General features: G+C 48.9%; 15 protein-coding genes and 2 pseudogenes. 8 read left to right on the forward strand and 9 right to left on the reverse strand.

The genetic code is table 11. From position 1 onward, the window contains the following. Positions 1-19 precede the first annotated feature (19 nt). Together FCN45_RS19985 and FCN45_RS19990 are read left to right on the forward strand one after the other, a co-directional pair. The gene (locus FCN45_RS19985) at positions 20-559 is read left to right on the forward strand and encodes a GNAT family N-acetyltransferase (RefSeq protein WP_137386982.1); all 540 of its coding nucleotides are present in this window, start codon (positions 20-22) and stop codon (positions 557-559) included. A gap of 70 nt (positions 560-629) precedes the next feature. Further along, a pseudogene (locus tag FCN45_RS19990) lies at positions 630-987 on the forward strand (IS30 family transposase); the annotation flags it as partial. Between the two features lie 176 nt (positions 988-1163). Here the strand turns inward: FCN45_RS19990 and FCN45_RS19995 are convergent. Continuing rightward, complete coding sequence (locus FCN45_RS19995; RefSeq protein ID WP_210421291.1) at positions 1164-1586, reverse strand: hypothetical protein; 423 nt, start codon at positions 1584-1586, stop codon at positions 1164-1166. Between the two features lie 541 nt (positions 1587-2127). Beyond that, positions 2128-3150 carry an AraC family transcriptional regulator gene (locus FCN45_RS20000; protein WP_137386984.1) on the reverse strand — a complete coding sequence of 341 codons (1023 nt, stop codon included), beginning with the start codon at positions 3148-3150 and terminating at the stop codon, positions 2128-2130. A 65-nt stretch (positions 3151-3215) separates the two neighbouring features. Here FCN45_RS20000 and FCN45_RS20005 point away from each other — a divergent pair, with 65 nt between their 5' ends. Continuing rightward, complete coding sequence (locus tag FCN45_RS20005; RefSeq protein ID WP_137386985.1) at positions 3216-4418, forward strand: MFS transporter; 1203 nt, start codon at positions 3216-3218, stop codon at positions 4416-4418. A 186-nt stretch (positions 4419-4604) separates the two neighbouring features. Here the strand turns inward: FCN45_RS20005 and FCN45_RS20010 are convergent, their stop codons facing one another. Continuing rightward, positions 4605-5129 carry a phenolic acid decarboxylase gene (locus tag FCN45_RS20010; RefSeq protein ID WP_110868449.1) on the reverse strand — a complete coding sequence of 175 codons (525 nt, stop codon included), beginning with the start codon at positions 5127-5129 and terminating at the stop codon, positions 4605-4607. A 629-nt stretch (positions 5130-5758) separates the two neighbouring features. Between FCN45_RS20010 and FCN45_RS23650 the strand changes: the two genes are divergently transcribed. After that, complete coding sequence (locus FCN45_RS23650; protein ID WP_168197485.1) at positions 5759-5935, forward strand: hypothetical protein; 177 nt, start codon at positions 5759-5761, stop codon at positions 5933-5935. A gap of 144 nt (positions 5936-6079) precedes the next feature. Here the strand turns inward: FCN45_RS23650 and FCN45_RS20015 are convergent, their stop codons facing one another. Beyond that, positions 6080-6682: a LysE family translocator gene (locus FCN45_RS20015; protein ID WP_137386986.1), complete on the reverse strand. Its 603-nt coding sequence runs from the start codon at positions 6680-6682 to the stop codon at positions 6080-6082. A 299-nt stretch (positions 6683-6981) separates the two neighbouring features. Between FCN45_RS20015 and FCN45_RS20020 the strand changes: the two genes are divergently transcribed. Together FCN45_RS20020 and FCN45_RS20025 are read left to right on the forward strand one after the other, a co-directional pair. Continuing rightward, positions 6982-7458: an N-acetyltransferase gene (locus FCN45_RS20020; RefSeq protein ID WP_137386987.1), complete on the forward strand. Its 477-nt coding sequence runs from the start codon at positions 6982-6984 to the stop codon at positions 7456-7458. Between the two features lie 271 nt (positions 7459-7729). Beyond that, positions 7730-8413, forward strand: a complete 684-nt coding sequence (locus FCN45_RS20025) for a hypothetical protein (protein WP_137386988.1) — start codon at positions 7730-7732, stop codon at positions 8411-8413. Positions 8414-8675: 262 nt separating this feature from the next. On the opposite strand, the gene FCN45_RS20030 is transcribed toward FCN45_RS20025, so the two are convergent. The 4 genes and pseudogenes from FCN45_RS20030 to FCN45_RS23775 form a co-directional block, all read right to left on the reverse strand. Beyond that, positions 8676-9512 carry a hypothetical protein gene (locus FCN45_RS20030; RefSeq protein ID WP_137386989.1) on the reverse strand — a complete coding sequence of 279 codons (837 nt, stop codon included), beginning with the start codon at positions 9510-9512 and terminating at the stop codon, positions 8676-8678. A 4-nt stretch (positions 9513-9516) separates the two neighbouring features. Further along, the gene (locus tag FCN45_RS20035) at positions 9517-11091 is read right to left on the reverse strand and encodes a hypothetical protein (protein WP_137386990.1); all 1575 of its coding nucleotides are present in this window, start codon (positions 11089-11091) and stop codon (positions 9517-9519) included. A 15-nt stretch (positions 11092-11106) separates the two neighbouring features. Continuing rightward, on the reverse strand, positions 11107-12579 hold the full coding sequence (locus FCN45_RS20040) for an OmpA family protein (RefSeq protein ID WP_137386991.1): 1473 nt from the start codon (positions 12577-12579) through the stop codon (positions 11107-11109). Between the two features lie 225 nt (positions 12580-12804). Beyond that, positions 12805-13026: pseudogene (locus FCN45_RS23775) on the reverse strand (SRPBCC domain-containing protein); the annotation flags it as partial. 45 nt (positions 13027-13071) lie between these two features. Between FCN45_RS23775 and FCN45_RS20050 the strand changes: the two are divergent. Together FCN45_RS20050 and eptA are read left to right on the forward strand one after the other, a co-directional pair. Further along, complete coding sequence (locus FCN45_RS20050) at positions 13072-13281, forward strand: hypothetical protein (protein WP_371419611.1); 210 nt, start codon at positions 13072-13074, stop codon at positions 13279-13281. Between the two features lie 73 nt (positions 13282-13354). After that, positions 13355-14998 (forward strand): phosphoethanolamine transferase EptA, encoded by a 1644-nt coding sequence (eptA, locus tag FCN45_RS20055; protein ID WP_137386992.1) that lies wholly within the window; start codon positions 13355-13357, stop codon positions 14996-14998. 33 nt (positions 14999-15031) lie between these two features. On the opposite strand, the gene FCN45_RS20060 is transcribed toward eptA, so the two are convergent. Further along, on the reverse strand, positions 15032-15808 hold the full coding sequence (locus FCN45_RS20060; protein WP_137386993.1) for an ABC transporter ATP-binding protein: 777 nt from the start codon (positions 15806-15808) through the stop codon (positions 15032-15034). Between the last annotated feature and the right edge of the window lie 92 nt (positions 15809-15900).

Genomic DNA, 15900 nt, shown 5'->3' on the forward strand with positions numbered 1-15900 from the left:
TGAATTCTAAAGGTGAAAAGTGACCGCTAACCTGCATCTCGACACGCCCAGACTCACTTGCTCGCAGATCGCGGAAGACGACTGGGACTTCTTCCGTCAGCTCCAGCTCTCGCCTCACGTCATGCATTACGTCGCCGATGCAAAATCTGATGAAAAAATTCACGCCGATTTTACAGCAAGATTGCCGCGCTGGTCGCCATTCAGCGCGCATTGGCTGTGTCTGGTGGTGCGGGAAAAACAGTCAGGCAATCGCCTCGGCGTTAGCGGTTATATTCATCGGGAAAAGGACTGCGCCGAAGTCGGCTTTCTGTTCGCACCTGAAGCGCAAGGCAAAGGCTATGCGCACGAGTCGCTCCGCGCGATTTGTGACTATGCATTTAGCGACGGCGGCATTCGACGCCTAAGCGCTACCGTCACCGCAGGCAATACGCCCTCACGGCGACTGCTGGAAAAAGTCGGTTTTGTATTAGAAGGTGAACTGCGAGAAAGTTACTGGCTGAGAAATGCGTGGCATAACGATTGGCTGTTTGGGTTGTTGCGCGAGGAATATGGGTTGTAGTGCAGGTGTGATCAACTCAGCTCGGGATCAAGGTTATTTAACGAATTAGCCATATTTAACCCGACCAAACATAGAGATGTCTACTAACTCCTATATCGTCACCCACGTTGAACGCCATTCCCGCTTTGTTATGCTGTCCAAAATCAGCGACAACAAAACCATAACTGTTGTATCTGCACTCATCAAACAAGCGCGGAATTACCAGCTGAGCTTTTATAAAACACTAACATGGGATCGAGGCGCCAAACGACCAGCCACGCTCGATTTACGGTAGCGACAGACATTTGGATTTATTTCTGTGGTCCTCAATCTCCCTGACAGCGTGGCTCAAATGAAAATACGAACAAGCTGGTCAGACAATATTCCCAAAAGGAACTGACTTTGGACGCTCAAGTTATTCTGTCCAATCCATAATATTTCGCGAATTAGTAAATGAAGTCGAGGCGGTTTGGTGCGATTTTTAGATGCATTCTAAATAAGCTGCAAAAAATTCTCAAGAAATGAATCGTCAAATATTATCAGCCTAACTATTAAGAACGTTCCTAGCCAGGCGTAATATCCCACTATGGAAAACTGAATATGAGCTTTTGAACGATCACTTATGTTAATTATAAAGCCTTTTTTGTTGGGAACGCTGCCTCCGCTCGTCATACTCCTTAGCTTTTTCCTTATGCCACATATTGCTGCATCCTGGATCGCTAGGGGTAAGACAATAGTGAGCTTTATCATCTTGAGACTCACTTTTCTCCCAAGATAGTTTTGGCGTTACCTCTGTGGACCAGGAATAATCCTTCGCTTTTTCCTCATGCCACATTTTGCCGCATCCTGGATCGCGAGGAGTAAGACAATATTGGGTTTTATCACCTTGAGACTCACTTTTATCCCAGGAAAATTGTGGCGTCACCTCTGTTGACACCGAATAGTCCTTCTTATCAATGTCATACATCAAATCTGGTGAGGCCGTTGCTGAAACACCATAAAGTAGTGATATAAATGGTGCATATGCATATTTTTTTAAGCATGACATATTCGTTATTCCTTTAAACGTAAATTCGTTTAACTTCAATTTAGAAGCCCAGGTTCCTGACACGACTAGAAGCATGAGTAAAGTAACGTAAAATGTAGAACATTCGATTATATCTCCATTACTGGGAAAGACCCACTATACATATTTTTTTAAGCATGACATATTCGTTATTCCTTTAAACGTCAATTCGTTTGACTTCAATTTAGAATCCCAGACTCCTGATTTTAAGATTCGATATCGCATCGTACAAATCGTGCTTTCCTACATGGACGAAAAAGCATATTCGTAAAGAATGTCTAGTGACAGAGTCAGTCAGATCAGAATTAATCATCTTGCTTGATTGCGTAATTTCAAAACTACAAGCATCTGTAAATGAGATCTCAGTTCTTTGCTCATTACAGACAGCCGCTTCTTACAACCAGCAACTTTGTACCAGCAGCGGAAACCGGAGAAATTTGCGATACGTAGAATGATGAAAAGTCGTTTCCGCTCAGTTTTTAAGGTCTTCTACATTCAATCCAGCAAATGACAATAATAGCATTCACTCACTTACTGTATTAACGCCTCTCGCTGTTCGCTGACGCATAGCGCCCGGTGGATACCCATTAATGCGCTTGAACGCTCTGCTAAAGGCTGCCTGCGAGGCATAGCCGAGGCGAAGCGCTACGGTGTCAATTGAGATCTTATCGTGAGTAATCCAGTGACCCGCGATGCGCATTCGCACTTCCCTTGCATAGCGCTGCGGAGGTATGCCGATAATTGATTTGAAGCGTTCAGCAAAAACAGAACGGGATACATGCGACTGGGCAGCAAGCTCGGCAACAGACCACTCCCGGCTTGTATCACGATGAATGGTCAGAATGGCACGGGCAAGTCGTGGATCACGTAACGCAGCGATCAGACCAGCGGCGTTCTCGCTGCCGTTTTCGATCCATCCACGCACAATCATGGCCGCCGCCACTTCTGCGAGGCGTGCCAGAATGCCCGCGAAGCCCGCGCGTCCGGAACAGATTTCAGATTTCATCGCACCCAGAACGGGAACCAGCCCCGGATAAATCTGTTCATTTGCCTCAACCACGATGGCTTGCGGCATCATTTTACCCAGGCCCTGCATTCCACCAAGATCGAACTCCATACAGCCATAAAACAGAACTGTGCTGGGTGTCGGATGCGAACTCGGGCAGGTATTAATTCCGCTGACTGCCTCGCCTAAAGGAGCAGAGCCGAACGTGTCGATATGTTGAAATGAACAGCTGACATCCGATAAAAGCTGATGCTCCTCGCCCTGCGGCATGAATACCATGCTCCCGGCTTTCAGTTCGTGCAACGTACCATCATGTGTGCGCAGCAGAGCAGTACCCACTGCGATGTAATGAAAATAGGCATGTCCGGGTCTGCTGCTGAAACCGACGCCAAACTCAGAGCCCGTCTGTAAACGGCGATACTGCACGCCACGCAGACGCATTTCCAGCAGCAATTCACTGATGAGTTCGGATGACAGGGCAAAGTGTTTATTCACATGCATAACCGGAGTTTCGGGTAAAAAATCAGGATGTGGCATCATAGATCGTCCAGCGGCTCAACTCTAGACTTGGAGTTATCATTTTTTCTCCAAAAAAAGAGTGTGTTATGAGAAACGAAGCAACTGAAGCTGCATCCGTTAGTTTGAACAGTGCGGAACCCAAAGAATCCGCATGGATGGCCGTTATTTCACTGACGATGGGCGTGTTTGGCTTGCTGACTGCAGAATATCTTCCTGCCAGCCTGTTAACACGCATGGCCGCGGATCTTGGTGTTACTGAAGCGCTTGCTGGTCAGGCTGTGACGGTGACAGCTGTGGTGGCCCTGTTTGCGGGTCTGATGGTTCCCCGCCTGACGCGTAATTATGATCGCCGAGCTGTTTTGCTTGGTTTTACCGTGCTGATGATCGCCTCCAACCTGCTTGTCGCACTCTCCTCCAGTCTGGCTGTTCTGCTGGTCATGCGCATTCTGCTGGGCATCGCGCTGGGAGGCTTCTGGAGTATGGCTGCTGCCGTAGCTATGCGGCTGGTCCCTGCAAAAAGCGTCCCGCGTGCTCTCTCCATTATTTTTAGCGGTATTGCTGTCGGTACCGTGGTTTCGATCCCGCTGGGAAGCTATTTAGGTGGGCTTTATGGCTGGCGTAGTGCTTTTATCGCTGCAACCGCAGTTGGCCTGCTGACACTGCTTTTCCAGCTGTTTACGCTTCCTGGGATGGCTCCGCGTAAAATGATGATTACGGCATCTGTCATGGATTTACTCCGCCGCCCAGGCATTGCGGTGGGAATGACGGGTTGTGTGATTGCCCATACGGGTCAATATGCGCTGTTTACCTATATTCGTCCGGCTCTTGAAAATATCGTTCAACTTGATGTGGATCGTTTGTCTTTGATACTGCTTGGATTTGGCGTCGCTAATTTTATCGGTACGCTGCTGGCCGGGTGGCTGATGGAGAAAAGCCTGCGTCTTACCCTGATACTGATGCCAGCACTTGTTGGTTTAGCGGCATTAAGCATGATTTTGCTGCCACTTGAGGAAGCAGGATTGATGTTGTTCGTCGCGTTGTGGGGGATGGCATTTGGTGGCGTACCCGTTGCGTGGTCAAACTGGGTAGCGCGTTCCGTTCCCGATCAGGCTGAAACCGCTGGCGGCATGGTAGTCGCAGCAGTTCAATCCTCAATTGCTGCGGGTGCTGCGTTGGGAGGATTACTTTTTGGTCTCAGCGGCGTAACCGGTGTTTTCATTACCGCGGGTTGCATAATGTGTTTTGCCGCGCTGGTGATTGCACTAAAAGTGAGGGTCGCGCTGAGCTGACCACACCCCTTATTAAAGACGTTTAAATAAAGGCCAGCTGAACCATTTGGCTGGCCTGAAAAAAGTAGCGAGGTTTCCTGGCTCTTCCGCTCACTTAAAATCTCTACTACTTTGTTCGGCACCTCAGCGTCCAAATGAATTGGCTTTGAGGTGTCAGTGTAATGAAGCAGTAATGTCCGGAATTAATTATTTCCCATCGAAGAAATTGTCCGGAAGTTGACCTGGGGGCATATTAATAACAGCATCATTATCAGGCCCTTCATTTTTCATATAAGTGACCCTGGCAAATTCGGGTATCACAACATAGGGATATGCCGGTCCTTCATCGCGGAAGCGATGCATATCCTCAATGAACTCATTTTGATAACAAATTGTTTTTTCAGGATGTTGATTTTCACCTGCAATCCACTGAGGAAAGAAGATGGTGCCATGAATGATCTTTCTTTCAATATCAAATAACAGGCTCACACAGGTTCCTGTCGGCTCGTGCCAGTCGACTTTATAAATGCCAGGTGCGAACTGCACGGCATTCATTTTTTGATTTGTCACCCAACGACCACCTACCAACCCCTGATGAATCCTGTAATCACACGTATTGTCATTACGCGCATACCATTCATATTTCCATCCATTATCATAGGTATAGACAAAATGCGTCCCTACAAAGGCGGATAAGTCTTTTGATATATCATTAACTGATTCACTTGACATAACGACCTCATATTTTCCGATAGAGTGGCGAAGTGTGGAATGTTACTTGCTGCACCCGCGTAATCTAAATACTGTAGTATTACGAAGTGAGCATGTTATGAAACAATGCGCAAGCATTTGCATATCAATTATTTACATAATATTAGCATTTAGATGACAGATACAAGTCATTTGCTTAGGAATAATATAGCCACTTTGCATGAGTTTTCCATAATGATTAACCATTTTATAATGCTTAATAGTTTGACTCAGTCGAAAAATGAATAAAAAGGTTAACCGTATGTAATAAATTGCCGGCTCGCCTTCAAAATTTAACGATTAAAATTAGACTATTTATCAGTACTTTGCACTACCTTAAACCTGTTCTTAGGGTTTAAATTTGCGAAAGTAAATTATAAAGCTACCCTGAGATAAGCATCAAACGCTGACGTTTCTTCTAACTGAATAATCACTCTTCAGGCAGAAAAATATGCCTGAGTCCTAAGAATTTTCTCTGCGGGATATATTTCTATGGATTTGATTCATGAAGTTTTTCGATTATCACCGGAGCTGGCGCTTTTTCTTTCTCTCGCTGTAGGCACGTGGAGTGGTAAATTTAAACTGGGCGCTTTCCAGCTTGGTGGCAACGCATGAAACGCGGCGATAAAGTCATCGCCGTTACGCCTGACATGCCGCTTAATGATAACGACATCCTTTTACTTGTTGGCCGCCGCAAAGGCATTGTTGCCCTCGCCTCCTCGCTGGGAAAAGAGCTGGATGCAGAGGATGGGCCGGAAATGACCAAGAAGACATCTGAAGTCTTTTAGAGGAAGCCCCTGACAGGGAATATGCCTTTGCCGGCCTCTGGCCTGCTGCGCGTTCTAGGCCTGGCAGGATTCGTTGCCATGGTTGGTTTACAGTGTAGCCTGCAGGCCGTAGAGACCGTCAGGAACAACGGTATTTCTAAGGAGTTAATAGATAAGGCCGTGCATAGAAAAAGCAATGAGCATTATCCCGCCGACAATGTTGACGTACTTTTTCAGCATTCGCGGGTTAGTTTTTTTGGCTGAGAATACGAGCGTTTGAGTGATTGCAAAAAGCCAGATACTCATAACCGCTATATGAACTGATGCCAGTATAAGGTAGTTGTAAACGCCACCCTTCGCGCCTGCGAACTGTGAAACGACCGTCAAATAAAAAAAGATGGCTTTAGGGTTCAAAACATTAGCCAGCCATGCCTCTTTTAAAGTCACGGAATGCTTTGCGCCAGTAAACCCGCCTGAATTTACCGTTATCCCACTCCGGATAAGCATCGCGCCTAACCAAAGCAGATAGACAGTTCCGGTGACTTTAAGCACAGCAAACGCTGCTGACGACGAGATGAGCACTGCCGTGATACCAAACCCTATAAAAAATGCATGGGTATATATGCCCAGAGCGGTTCCGGCGCGGGTTCTTAATAAACCTTTGTTACCTCCTGTCAGAGCACTGTTCATAACTAGAGTGAAGCTCGCTCCGGGAGACAGTGCAACAGGGAGTAAGGCTGGCATAAAGCCAAAAATGTTCATATCCATAGATTCTGGATAGTAATTGGCACTCTCTGAATTGCCAGTGCAAGCGTTTCGCATATAGGCAATGTTCAGCTAAGCAAAAACGGGGAATCTTTTTGACTAAAAGTCCGCTCTTCGCTCATAGCGACCTCAACTCAGTTAGCTTGTCCGCTTCGTGCCATTAGCGGACATTGAGTATCACTTTCATGTAATCGATCGGAAGTGTTGTTATTCCATAAACGAATAATTTGACGTTACACTGGTATTGGCGCTATTAGTATGGTCCTTTCTGTCTGTATGACTCCCTCAATAAGGATTAAAAGATGGTTTCGTTTCGCTCAATGACAGAAGAAGAGTACTCTGCTTATCTGGAATATTTTATTCCTGATTATGCAATTGAGATAGCGTCAAATTATAGAATGTCTAAAAGTGATTCTCTCACGATGGCCAGGCAGGAAATATCGAAGTTGCTTGCGGAAGGAGTGAATACGCACGGGCAAATTTTACTGTCCATTTTCGCGAAATTAGATTTATTTGAGAGGCACGTAGGCTATCTCTGGTACAAACCAGACGCGGCAATGCGCACAGTATTTATCAATGATTTTCATATTTTTAATTCACTTCAGGGAGGGGGGTTGGGTAAACAGGCTCTTCGCGCTTTTGAAGAGGATCTTCAGGATAAGGGCTTTAAAGAGATTAGACTACGCGTAGCTGGAGATAATGCTCGTGCTTTCCATGTATACGAGAGCAGCGGTTTTGGAGTAACGGGTATCAATATGAGCAAGGCAATCGTGCGTTAGGATACTAAATAACAGAATCAGTAATTGAAAACTACGCCTGCTTTCGCTCGCAGCGGACCTTCAGTTCAGTCCGAGGGTCAGCTACGTGCCACATGCGGACGTTGAGCAGATTAAGACGTATTCAACTTCCGCCCCGTAAAGATATTTCTTATCAGCCATGCATCTCATATCTTCAGTCCAGATTAAACTGGACAATTAAACGCATAGTCTGAGATGCCTGAAAGAAATATAATCAATCATATGGTCGCACACTTCTGTCAGAAGGTCTGTCATGAACTCAGAACACCTGCAAAAGATGTATCTTTCTGCAAATGAGAACACCATCGCAATGTGGCTCAAAAATGCAGGTATTGGCAAGGCCAGAGAAGAAAACTACTACGATCCGCTTAAACTCGCTCTTGCAGCAGGCATTAAGCCCCCTGTGTCCGGTTCTGTCTTACATCTTATTGAGGAATTGAAAAGGCTCACACAGGATGATCCGCTTGCCGATACGCTGCCAACACAGGGTTTCCATTTCACTTTCTTACCGCTGACACTACCACTATATAATGTCAACGAACCATTGCCAGAGAAAATGGAGCAATTGACAAATATTTGGACAGAATTTCATGCGAAAAAAATTGTTCTCAAAGATCTCCGGTTAGTTGCGTTGCCCAGTCAGTTATTGCTTGCTGGGATCCCTGAACCTGCTGCGATAGATCTGCGCCAGTCGTTCTGCGAAAAGGTTCTGGATTCACACTGGAAAAAAGAGTTGCTAATGCGACATACCGGCAGCCCTTTACCAGCACCATTCTGGCACAGCACACTTCTGCGCTACAGCGCTGCTTTTTTACCCGTAACCGTGCGTCAATTTTTTATTGAACGTCAGGGTCTTAATTTCGGCAATGTTGCCGGAGAATTAATATTAGCGAAGGTCAATTACAACTGGACAAAATGTTATCCATTAAAGAGTTAACTGAGACGTTGTAGTCGTATGCCTAAAAGGCTTCCGCTAAATATACTAGCGTAATAGCCGGAAGCCGAATGAGTTTAAGTCCGCTCCTTGCTCATAGCGGACCTTGCCAGATGCGGGAGATGTTAAAGCGCTTTACCCAGATCAACGGTGAGCAGATGAACATGGGTAATCCACCCTAAAACCATTATGGTGAGGAAGTCGCGACTCATATTCACTGCCCTAACCTGACGTTGAGGCAGTGAATACATCGTTTATGAGCAACTTATTGCAAATCTACATTCAACGCCGGTGCACCAAAACTAACTAACTCTGCATTCGACGCAGTAAAATAGTCGCGCCAGAATATCTCCAGTTGCTGAATGATTTTCCCTGAGCGATAGTTGTTTTTCGCATCGGTATCAATCAATCCTGCACCTGCGACAAATACCTTAGCGCCGGCAAAATCCGCTAACAAATTCTGCTGTTTAACCTGCTGCAACGCTTTCTCAGGCGAAAGCAAACGCAGCGCGTTATTGCGATAGAAGCTATCGAAAGCGCTGTTTTCCAGCATATCGGAGATCAGAAACAGGGTACGTGAGGCGTTTTCATCCTGCTCAAGATCGTGACTAATGCGTTTCAGGCTATCGAGGATCTCACTTTTAGCGATGTTATCGCCCTTCTCAGCGAAACTTTTTGCCATCAACCCACCCAACGCGCTCGCGAAATATTGCTTCTGCTCACTCAGGCATTTGTCGAGGTTCTTCAAACTCTCCATGCCTTGATTGTCGCGGATTTTCTTGTCCGTGAGTAACGGTTCCAGATGCCCGTCAAATAAGCGCTGCATGAAATTGTTCTGCAACAACGCCGAGAACTGATACAGCACCACATGATCGCCGGGCTGGCTAAAACGCATAATCTGCTGCCAACTGGCATTTTTGATCTGCAGCGGCACTTTAACCGTTTGGTCTATAATCACCACCAGCTCACGGCCGCTGTTGGCAGGGCGATATTGACTGAGTTTGGCATAGTCATAACAGCTCGGGATATCGTTGCGATCCGCAGCCTGCGCCAGGGCACTCATCCCAGCTAACAGCAGCAAACACCATTTGCTGATCTTCACCTGATTATCCTCTGGCCTTATTAAGCACGCGCTGCACTTTACGACGACTGAGCAGTGCTTCCATTGACAGATCCAAATCCTCAGCCACCAAACGCAATTCTTCATCATCTAAGGCTGTCAAATCGCCCAACTCCGCAATGCGCGCCTTTTCATCGGCGATAGCAGCAGGTGCCGTTTCCAGTGCCACCGGTGCAGGTGTTGGCGTTGTAGGTTCAAATACCAAAGCCGGTTCTGGCTGATGTACCGGGCGCTCTGGATCAACGGTTGCGCGTGTGGCGTTAAATTGCTGATGCTGATCGTCAGCCAGTGCTTTATCGCGCTGCTTACCGCGCACGTAATCGTCGAAGGTCCGAACATCAGTTTGTGCAATGCTGGCGCTACTGGCGCGTTGCATCGCCATACGATTCTGCAAGCTTGCCAGTTTATCCTGCGCATCACGCTCTACGCGCTCACGGCGCATGGCGTACCACGCGGCAAACTCTTCAGAGCTACTGAAATTACCAATATATTTCGCCGCCAGGCGCGATTCGATGCCGACCAGAGAACGGTAATAACCAATCAAAATACCGATAATCTGCACGCCAATGAAAATCACCGACAAAATAATGAAGGTCAATTTGGAGGCGAACACGCGGTTGTCACTGACCTCTTGCGCCGCTTGCTTATCAGCCTGCTGATTATCTTCCACCGCTTGCTGTGGCAACTCAAAAGGAGAAGCGTTGCTCGCCGCGCTGGTTTGGCTGAACGGGGTGCCATTGACGGCCTGGGTTTCGGCGGCATTAATGGTTGCCGCGCGAATGAAATAGGCACCTACCGCAAAGGTGACGATCAACAGCAGCGTCACAACCGTTTGTACATATTGCGGTTTTGCGCCAATACCGTGGTTCACTCGGTTAAGCATTTGCAAATAGCTGGGCGCATCATCGTCAATGCGGCTGTTTTCCAGTGAGACGCGGTTGTCTTTAACCAACGCCTGCGCATGGCCTTCCAGACGCGCTTCTTTATGCCAGTAGCGGATTTTACTCAGCAGCGTATTTTTGTGTAACTGCGTGCCCATTAAATGCGTTGCGGGCACCAAAATCACACCAATCAGCACCGAAACCACAATCGCCGACAGCTCCGCCTGGTTCGCAGAGATGTTGTTGGCAATGAATGGCGAAAGTACCAGCGCAAAGATAAAGGCTTCCAGAATGACGAGGGCTATACTGCATAACCACAACACCACGCTGGTCGGTTTGCGGCCCCGCTCATCGACTTTGTTCAGATAGTTAACGCAGCGCAGATAAAAATCGGCATCGCGGTTGGAGATGCTATGAAACTGATAGAACTTGCCACACAACGCTTCTTCAGCCGGATGCCAGATGCGTCCGCCGGTGCCCGCACGGCGAGATTCATGGCTACGCGACAAACGGGTGATGTGGCCAAACAGCGGTAGGGAACAAAACAGGTTGAGGAAGAAGTAACGAACTTGATCCCACCATTTGATCACGCCAAGTGTTAGCGCCAATAGCCCGAAAAGCGGCCAGAAGATGTAGCGATAGGTGGCGATCGCCTGCGTTAAGGTTTCTAAAATTTCCATAAGAGAGTTATCCGTTTATCCACGCTGAGGTGCGTAATTGGCCAGCCACGGCTGACGATGATTGCTATAAAAGAGCTGTCCTTGTTGCGCAGGCTTGCCCGATTTCGGCAGCAAGAGGTCGACGCACGAGATCGGTTGTTGCTGGGCATCGGCGATATAGACGCGGTAAAGAATGCTGTCTTCCCCTTCCCAACTGTTAGCGACACTTGCCATGCCTTGTAGCGCCTTGCGGTTGCCCTGCGCATAGTTTGGCGTGATGAGCACTTGAGGGTTTTGCGTCACCACGGCACCCTCCTTGAGAACAAACACTGGCGTCAATGTCACCAGGTTGCCATTCACCAATCCAGCCCACGCGCGGCCGTTCATATTGGGTAGATATTTCCGCGTATCATGCTGATCGATCGCCTTACCGCTGGCTAAATTCTTAGCCAGCCCACTGACGCGGGGAAGATCGGTGAGACAGCTACCGCTGACACTGCTGGCCTGGGCCTGACTAATCAGGCTGAAACCTTGCGACAGCGGCTTCAAGTTGCTGGCGAGACCCGTAACCTGTGCGCTGGTGGGCTTGCCACCAAAATCGACAAAGTTAACGGGATTGCTCTCAGCAATGGCTTGAGTGGGTTGGGTCACCACTTCCGGCGCTTTTACTTCAGCGCTTTTTGTCGCAGCCTTCTTGCTGGCTATACGTGGTGCCGCCCTGGTGGTTGAAGTACGCGCCAACGTATTTTCAGCAGCAGAGCTGTGGCGCAAATACAGTGGGTTATTGCTTTCCAGCGCCAGGCGTTGGCGTAACAGTGTTTCATTCGCCAACGCCACGATTTCAACCCGGCGGTTTTGTGCCCGACCCGAAAGGGAATCGTTATCCGCCAGTGGACGTGAGGAACCCACGCCCTGGAAATAGAGTTGGCTGGCTTTAATGCCACTTTGCTCCAGTACTAGCCCAACGTTGCGGGCACGCGCTTCAGAAAGTTGCTGATTGTGTTCGGCGTTGCCCGTGGCGTCCGTATGTCCCACCACCAGCAAAACATCGCTGGAGGATTGCTGGCCGCCTTTCATCGCTGTGGCAATTTTTTGCACCTGACGCATGCCGCTGTTGGTCAGTTCTGCACTGTCGATGGCGAACATGGTACCGTCCTCAACTTGTGCAACAATCCCAACCGGCTCCTGCTTGCTGTTCTCCTGCGCCTTAAGCGCCTGAGTGCTGATGCGAATTTTTTCTTCCTGGGCGACTTTAGCCAGCGCCTGTTCACGATTCTGCCAAACGTTCCCGACCACGCATCCCGCTACGCCGCCCGCTAGTCCACCTACCAGGGCTTTCTTTGCGTCATGAGTGACAAGGTAGGTAATGCCGCCACCCAGTGCGGCACCGCCGATACAACCGGCAGCGGTACCGTAATCACGAGCAAAGTCATTCATTGAGGCACAACTGGAAGTCAGAGAAGCGGCGATCAGCACGGATGCAGCTTTTTTAGAAAAGGGTAAATTCACATCAAATCCTTGATTGAAAAATCCTCTGTCGTGCGGAGGAAACAATGATTAATGGTTGAGGCTGATTGATAAAAAAAATTCACAGGTTTGTATCGGCAGCAATGCCGATGACTTTAGGCCTCAGTGGCGAATTTCTTCTATTCAAGGAGATAGGGGATTAAAACGGATTGATGCAGGAGGAAATGATGAAATTACGTTAGTAATACTATCCAATCACCGCGCGATTTATCGCGCAATACGTGTTTGATGAATATGGGCACGCGTGGCAAGTTTGACCAAACGCCAATCCTGATGGCCGTTAATCATCGGGTTCGCCTGCGCTTTTGCCAGTTCAACCGCCGGTTTGCCGTTTTACCTTTCCTGCGTCAGGATGCGCACGCGATTATCGGAAAGATCTTCGATCAACCATGCATGCAGCACGTCCAGACGATCATCACTGCCCCACCCTGGAAATCTCACGTTAAGGACTTCTGCGCACAGGATCACGCGCTGGTGTCTTATCTCGGCGGGAATTTTCACGGCGTCACCGATGCGGCTTTGAATGCGATGGGACGCTCGCGCCGCCGCTGGAGATTCAGGGCTTCACCAAAACCGTGGCGTGGCATGAAAGAACGCACCGCGATGCCGGGCATCGCTGGTTGCGCGAATTATCGTTCACCACGGTCAGCCGCAATGATGCTGTCTAAAGATAAATCTGCCTGACAGAATCCAGCCTAAGGTTCACTTAACATTTATTTCTTAATCTGGCGCCATCTTCTCTATTATGGATGGACCAATGACGTTTTCGCTGCGCAAAAGACCGACGCTAAGTCGGCTGACGTTTATTTCGCTATTTTCAATTTATATTGCGGTGTTCCTGAATATTGCCTTTTATCGTCAGGTGATTGCAGCAATGCCACTCGATACGCTGCGCACGATATTCGTCTTCGTCTCAATGCCGCTGGTGGCATTTAGCGTGATCAATATTATCGCCACGCTCGCCTCTTTTGTTTGGCTTGACCGGCTTATTCTTGCGCTGTTCGTATTAGTGGCGGCGGCTGCGCAATATTTCATCTGGACATTCGGCATTGTTATTGATCGCTCGATGATCGTGAATATTCTGGATACCACACCGTCCGAGTCCTTTGCTTTATTGTCGCCTAAGTTAATTATTACGCTGGGTTGTAGCGGCCTGCTCGCTGCCCTTTTGGCATTCTGGATTCGGATTAAACATAACGAACCTCTGTGGAAAAACATCGCCAAACGCGCCGCGTCAATTGTGGTGTCGGTCATCTGCATCGCCCTGGTGGCGACATTTTTCTATAAGGATTACGCCTCGCTGTTTCGTAACCAAAAAGAGCTGATCAAATCGCTTAGCCCGTCGAACTCCATTGTGGCGACACTTTCCTGGTATCATCACAGCCGCACCGCCAATTTGCCGCTGGTGAAAATTGGCTTAGATGCCAAACAAAAGCCGCAGATGCTGGCGGGTGCAAAGCGCAATCTGACGATTTTGGTGGTGGGTGAAACCACGCGCGCGGTGAATTTCCAGCTTAATGGTTATGGCCGCGAAACCACGCCGTTGCTGGCGAAAGATGACGTCTCTTATTTCCCCAATACGCAATCCTGCGGTACCGCTACTGCGGTCTCTTTGCCATGCATGTTCTCGAATATGCCGCGCGCGCATTATGACGATCAGCTCGCTGAACATCAGGAAGGTATGCTCGATATTATCCAGCGCGCCGGCGTGCAGGTTTTATGGAATGATAATGACGGCGGCTGTAAAGGTGCCTGCGATCGCGTCCCGCATCAGGATATGACCAGCCTGAATCTGCCTAATATGTGTCACGATGGGGAGTGTTATGACGAGGTATTATTTCACGGTATCGAGGACTATATTAAAAACCTCAAAGGCAACGGCGTGATCGTATTGCATACCATTGGCAGTCACGGCCCAACCTATTACAACCGTTATCCGCCGCAGTTTAAAAAATTCACGCCGACCTGCGATACCAATCAAATTCAGGATTGTTCGCAACAGCAGCTGGTGAATACCTACGACAACACCATTCTGTATATCGATTACATTGTCGATAAGGCGATCAAGGTATTGAAGGCGCATCAGGATCAATACACCACCAGCCTGGTATATTTATCGGATCACGGTGAGTCGTTGGGCGAAAATGGCGCTTATTTGCACGGTATGCCGTATGCGATTGCACCAGATGTGCAGAAACATGTGCCGATGCTGATTTGGCTGTCACCAGATTACCAGCAGCGTTATGGCGTGAATAAACGCTGTGTCGATAAACAAGCGGCGCATCAGGGTTATTCGCAGGATAATCTGTTCTCCACCATGTTGGGATTGACGGGGATTCAGACCAGCGAGTATCAACCTGCGGATGATATTTTGGCCGGTTGCCGGATCGTGCAGGGTTAAATGCCAGAAGGTCGCCATGAATGGCGACCCACATCACGCAGCTACCCGATCCGCCCCCAACAAATCCAATATCCTGCTGCGCAGCGCCACCAGCTGCGGATCGTCGCGACGACGCGGCCACGGCAGATCCACCTCGATCACATCCACCACTTTCGCCGGTCTTGGGCTGAAAACCACCACGCGATTCGCCATCACCAACGCTTCTTCAACATCGTGCGTCACCATCAACGTGGTGAACTGCTGCTCCTGCCACAGGTCGACAATCTCTTGCTGCATCCGCAACCGCGTCAGGGAATCGAGCTTGCCGAGCGGTTCATCGAGGATCAGCAAACGCGGCACGTTAACCAGCGCGCGAGCCAGCGCTGCACGCTGCGCCATACCGCCCGAAAGCTGATGTGGCCACGCGCGAGCAAACTGCCTGAGGCCGACGCGATCCAGCATCGCGTTAATGCGCTGTTCGCGCACCGGCCGGCTCTCCCCACGAATCTGCAAACCGAGACCGACGTTGTCATAGACGGTGCGCCACGGATAAAGCGTGGGATCCTGAAACACCACCACGCGTGACGGATCGGGCGCGGTTATCGCTTTGCCCTCCTCCGCCAGTAACCCGCTGGCGGGCGGTTCGAGGCCGGCCAGCAAACGCAGCAGCGTCGATTTGCCGCAGCCGGACGGCCCCAGCAGCGCGACAAATTCACCGGCTTCTACCTGCAAATTAATATTCTCCAGCACCGGTAAATCTTCGCCTTCTAAGGTGAAGTGATGATTCACCTTCTCAATCGCAATATTAACGCCCGCCGAAGTGGTAGCCATATTTTCGCTCCTGCTTTATTTGCTAAGAAATAAAGCATAAGCCTCGCCTTTCCCACATCGAAATAGCCATTTCGGCAAACCTATCCGCAAAT

The sequence above is a fragment of the Pantoea sp. SO10 genome (assembly GCF_005281435.1).
Taxonomy (GTDB): Bacteria; Pseudomonadota; Gammaproteobacteria; order Enterobacterales; family Enterobacteriaceae; genus Pantoea; species Pantoea leporis.

What these genes read in the sequence shown, in the direction of transcription:
- FCN45_RS19995 (WP_210421291.1), bottom strand. Translation starts at nt 1,586, where the DNA reads ATGTCATGCTTAAAAAAATATGCATATGCACCATTTATATCACTACTT.
- FCN45_RS20000 (WP_137386984.1), bottom strand. Translation starts at nt 3,150, where the DNA reads ATGATGCCACATCCTGATTTTTTACCCGAAACTCCGGTTATGCATGTG.
- FCN45_RS20005 (WP_137386985.1), top strand. Translation starts at nt 3,216, where the DNA reads ATGAGAAACGAAGCAACTGAAGCTGCATCCGTTAGTTTGAACAGTGCG.
- FCN45_RS20010 (WP_110868449.1), bottom strand. Translation starts at nt 5,129, where the DNA reads ATGTCAAGTGAATCAGTTAATGATATATCAAAAGACTTATCCGCCTTT.
- FCN45_RS23650 (WP_168197485.1), top strand. Translation starts at nt 5,759, where the DNA reads ATGAAACGCGGCGATAAAGTCATCGCCGTTACGCCTGACATGCCGCTT.
- FCN45_RS20015 (WP_137386986.1), bottom strand. Translation starts at nt 6,682, where the DNA reads ATGGATATGAACATTTTTGGCTTTATGCCAGCCTTACTCCCTGTTGCA.
- FCN45_RS20020 (WP_137386987.1), top strand. Translation starts at nt 6,982, where the DNA reads ATGGTTTCGTTTCGCTCAATGACAGAAGAAGAGTACTCTGCTTATCTG.
- FCN45_RS20025 (WP_137386988.1), top strand. Translation starts at nt 7,730, where the DNA reads ATGAACTCAGAACACCTGCAAAAGATGTATCTTTCTGCAAATGAGAAC.
- FCN45_RS20035 (WP_137386990.1), bottom strand. Translation starts at nt 11,091, where the DNA reads ATGGAAATTTTAGAAACCTTAACGCAGGCGATCGCCACCTATCGCTAC.
- eptA (WP_137386992.1), top strand. Translation starts at nt 13,355, where the DNA reads ATGACGTTTTCGCTGCGCAAAAGACCGACGCTAAGTCGGCTGACGTTT.
- FCN45_RS20060 (WP_137386993.1), bottom strand. Translation starts at nt 15,808, where the DNA reads ATGGCTACCACTTCGGCGGGCGTTAATATTGCGATTGAGAAGGTGAAT.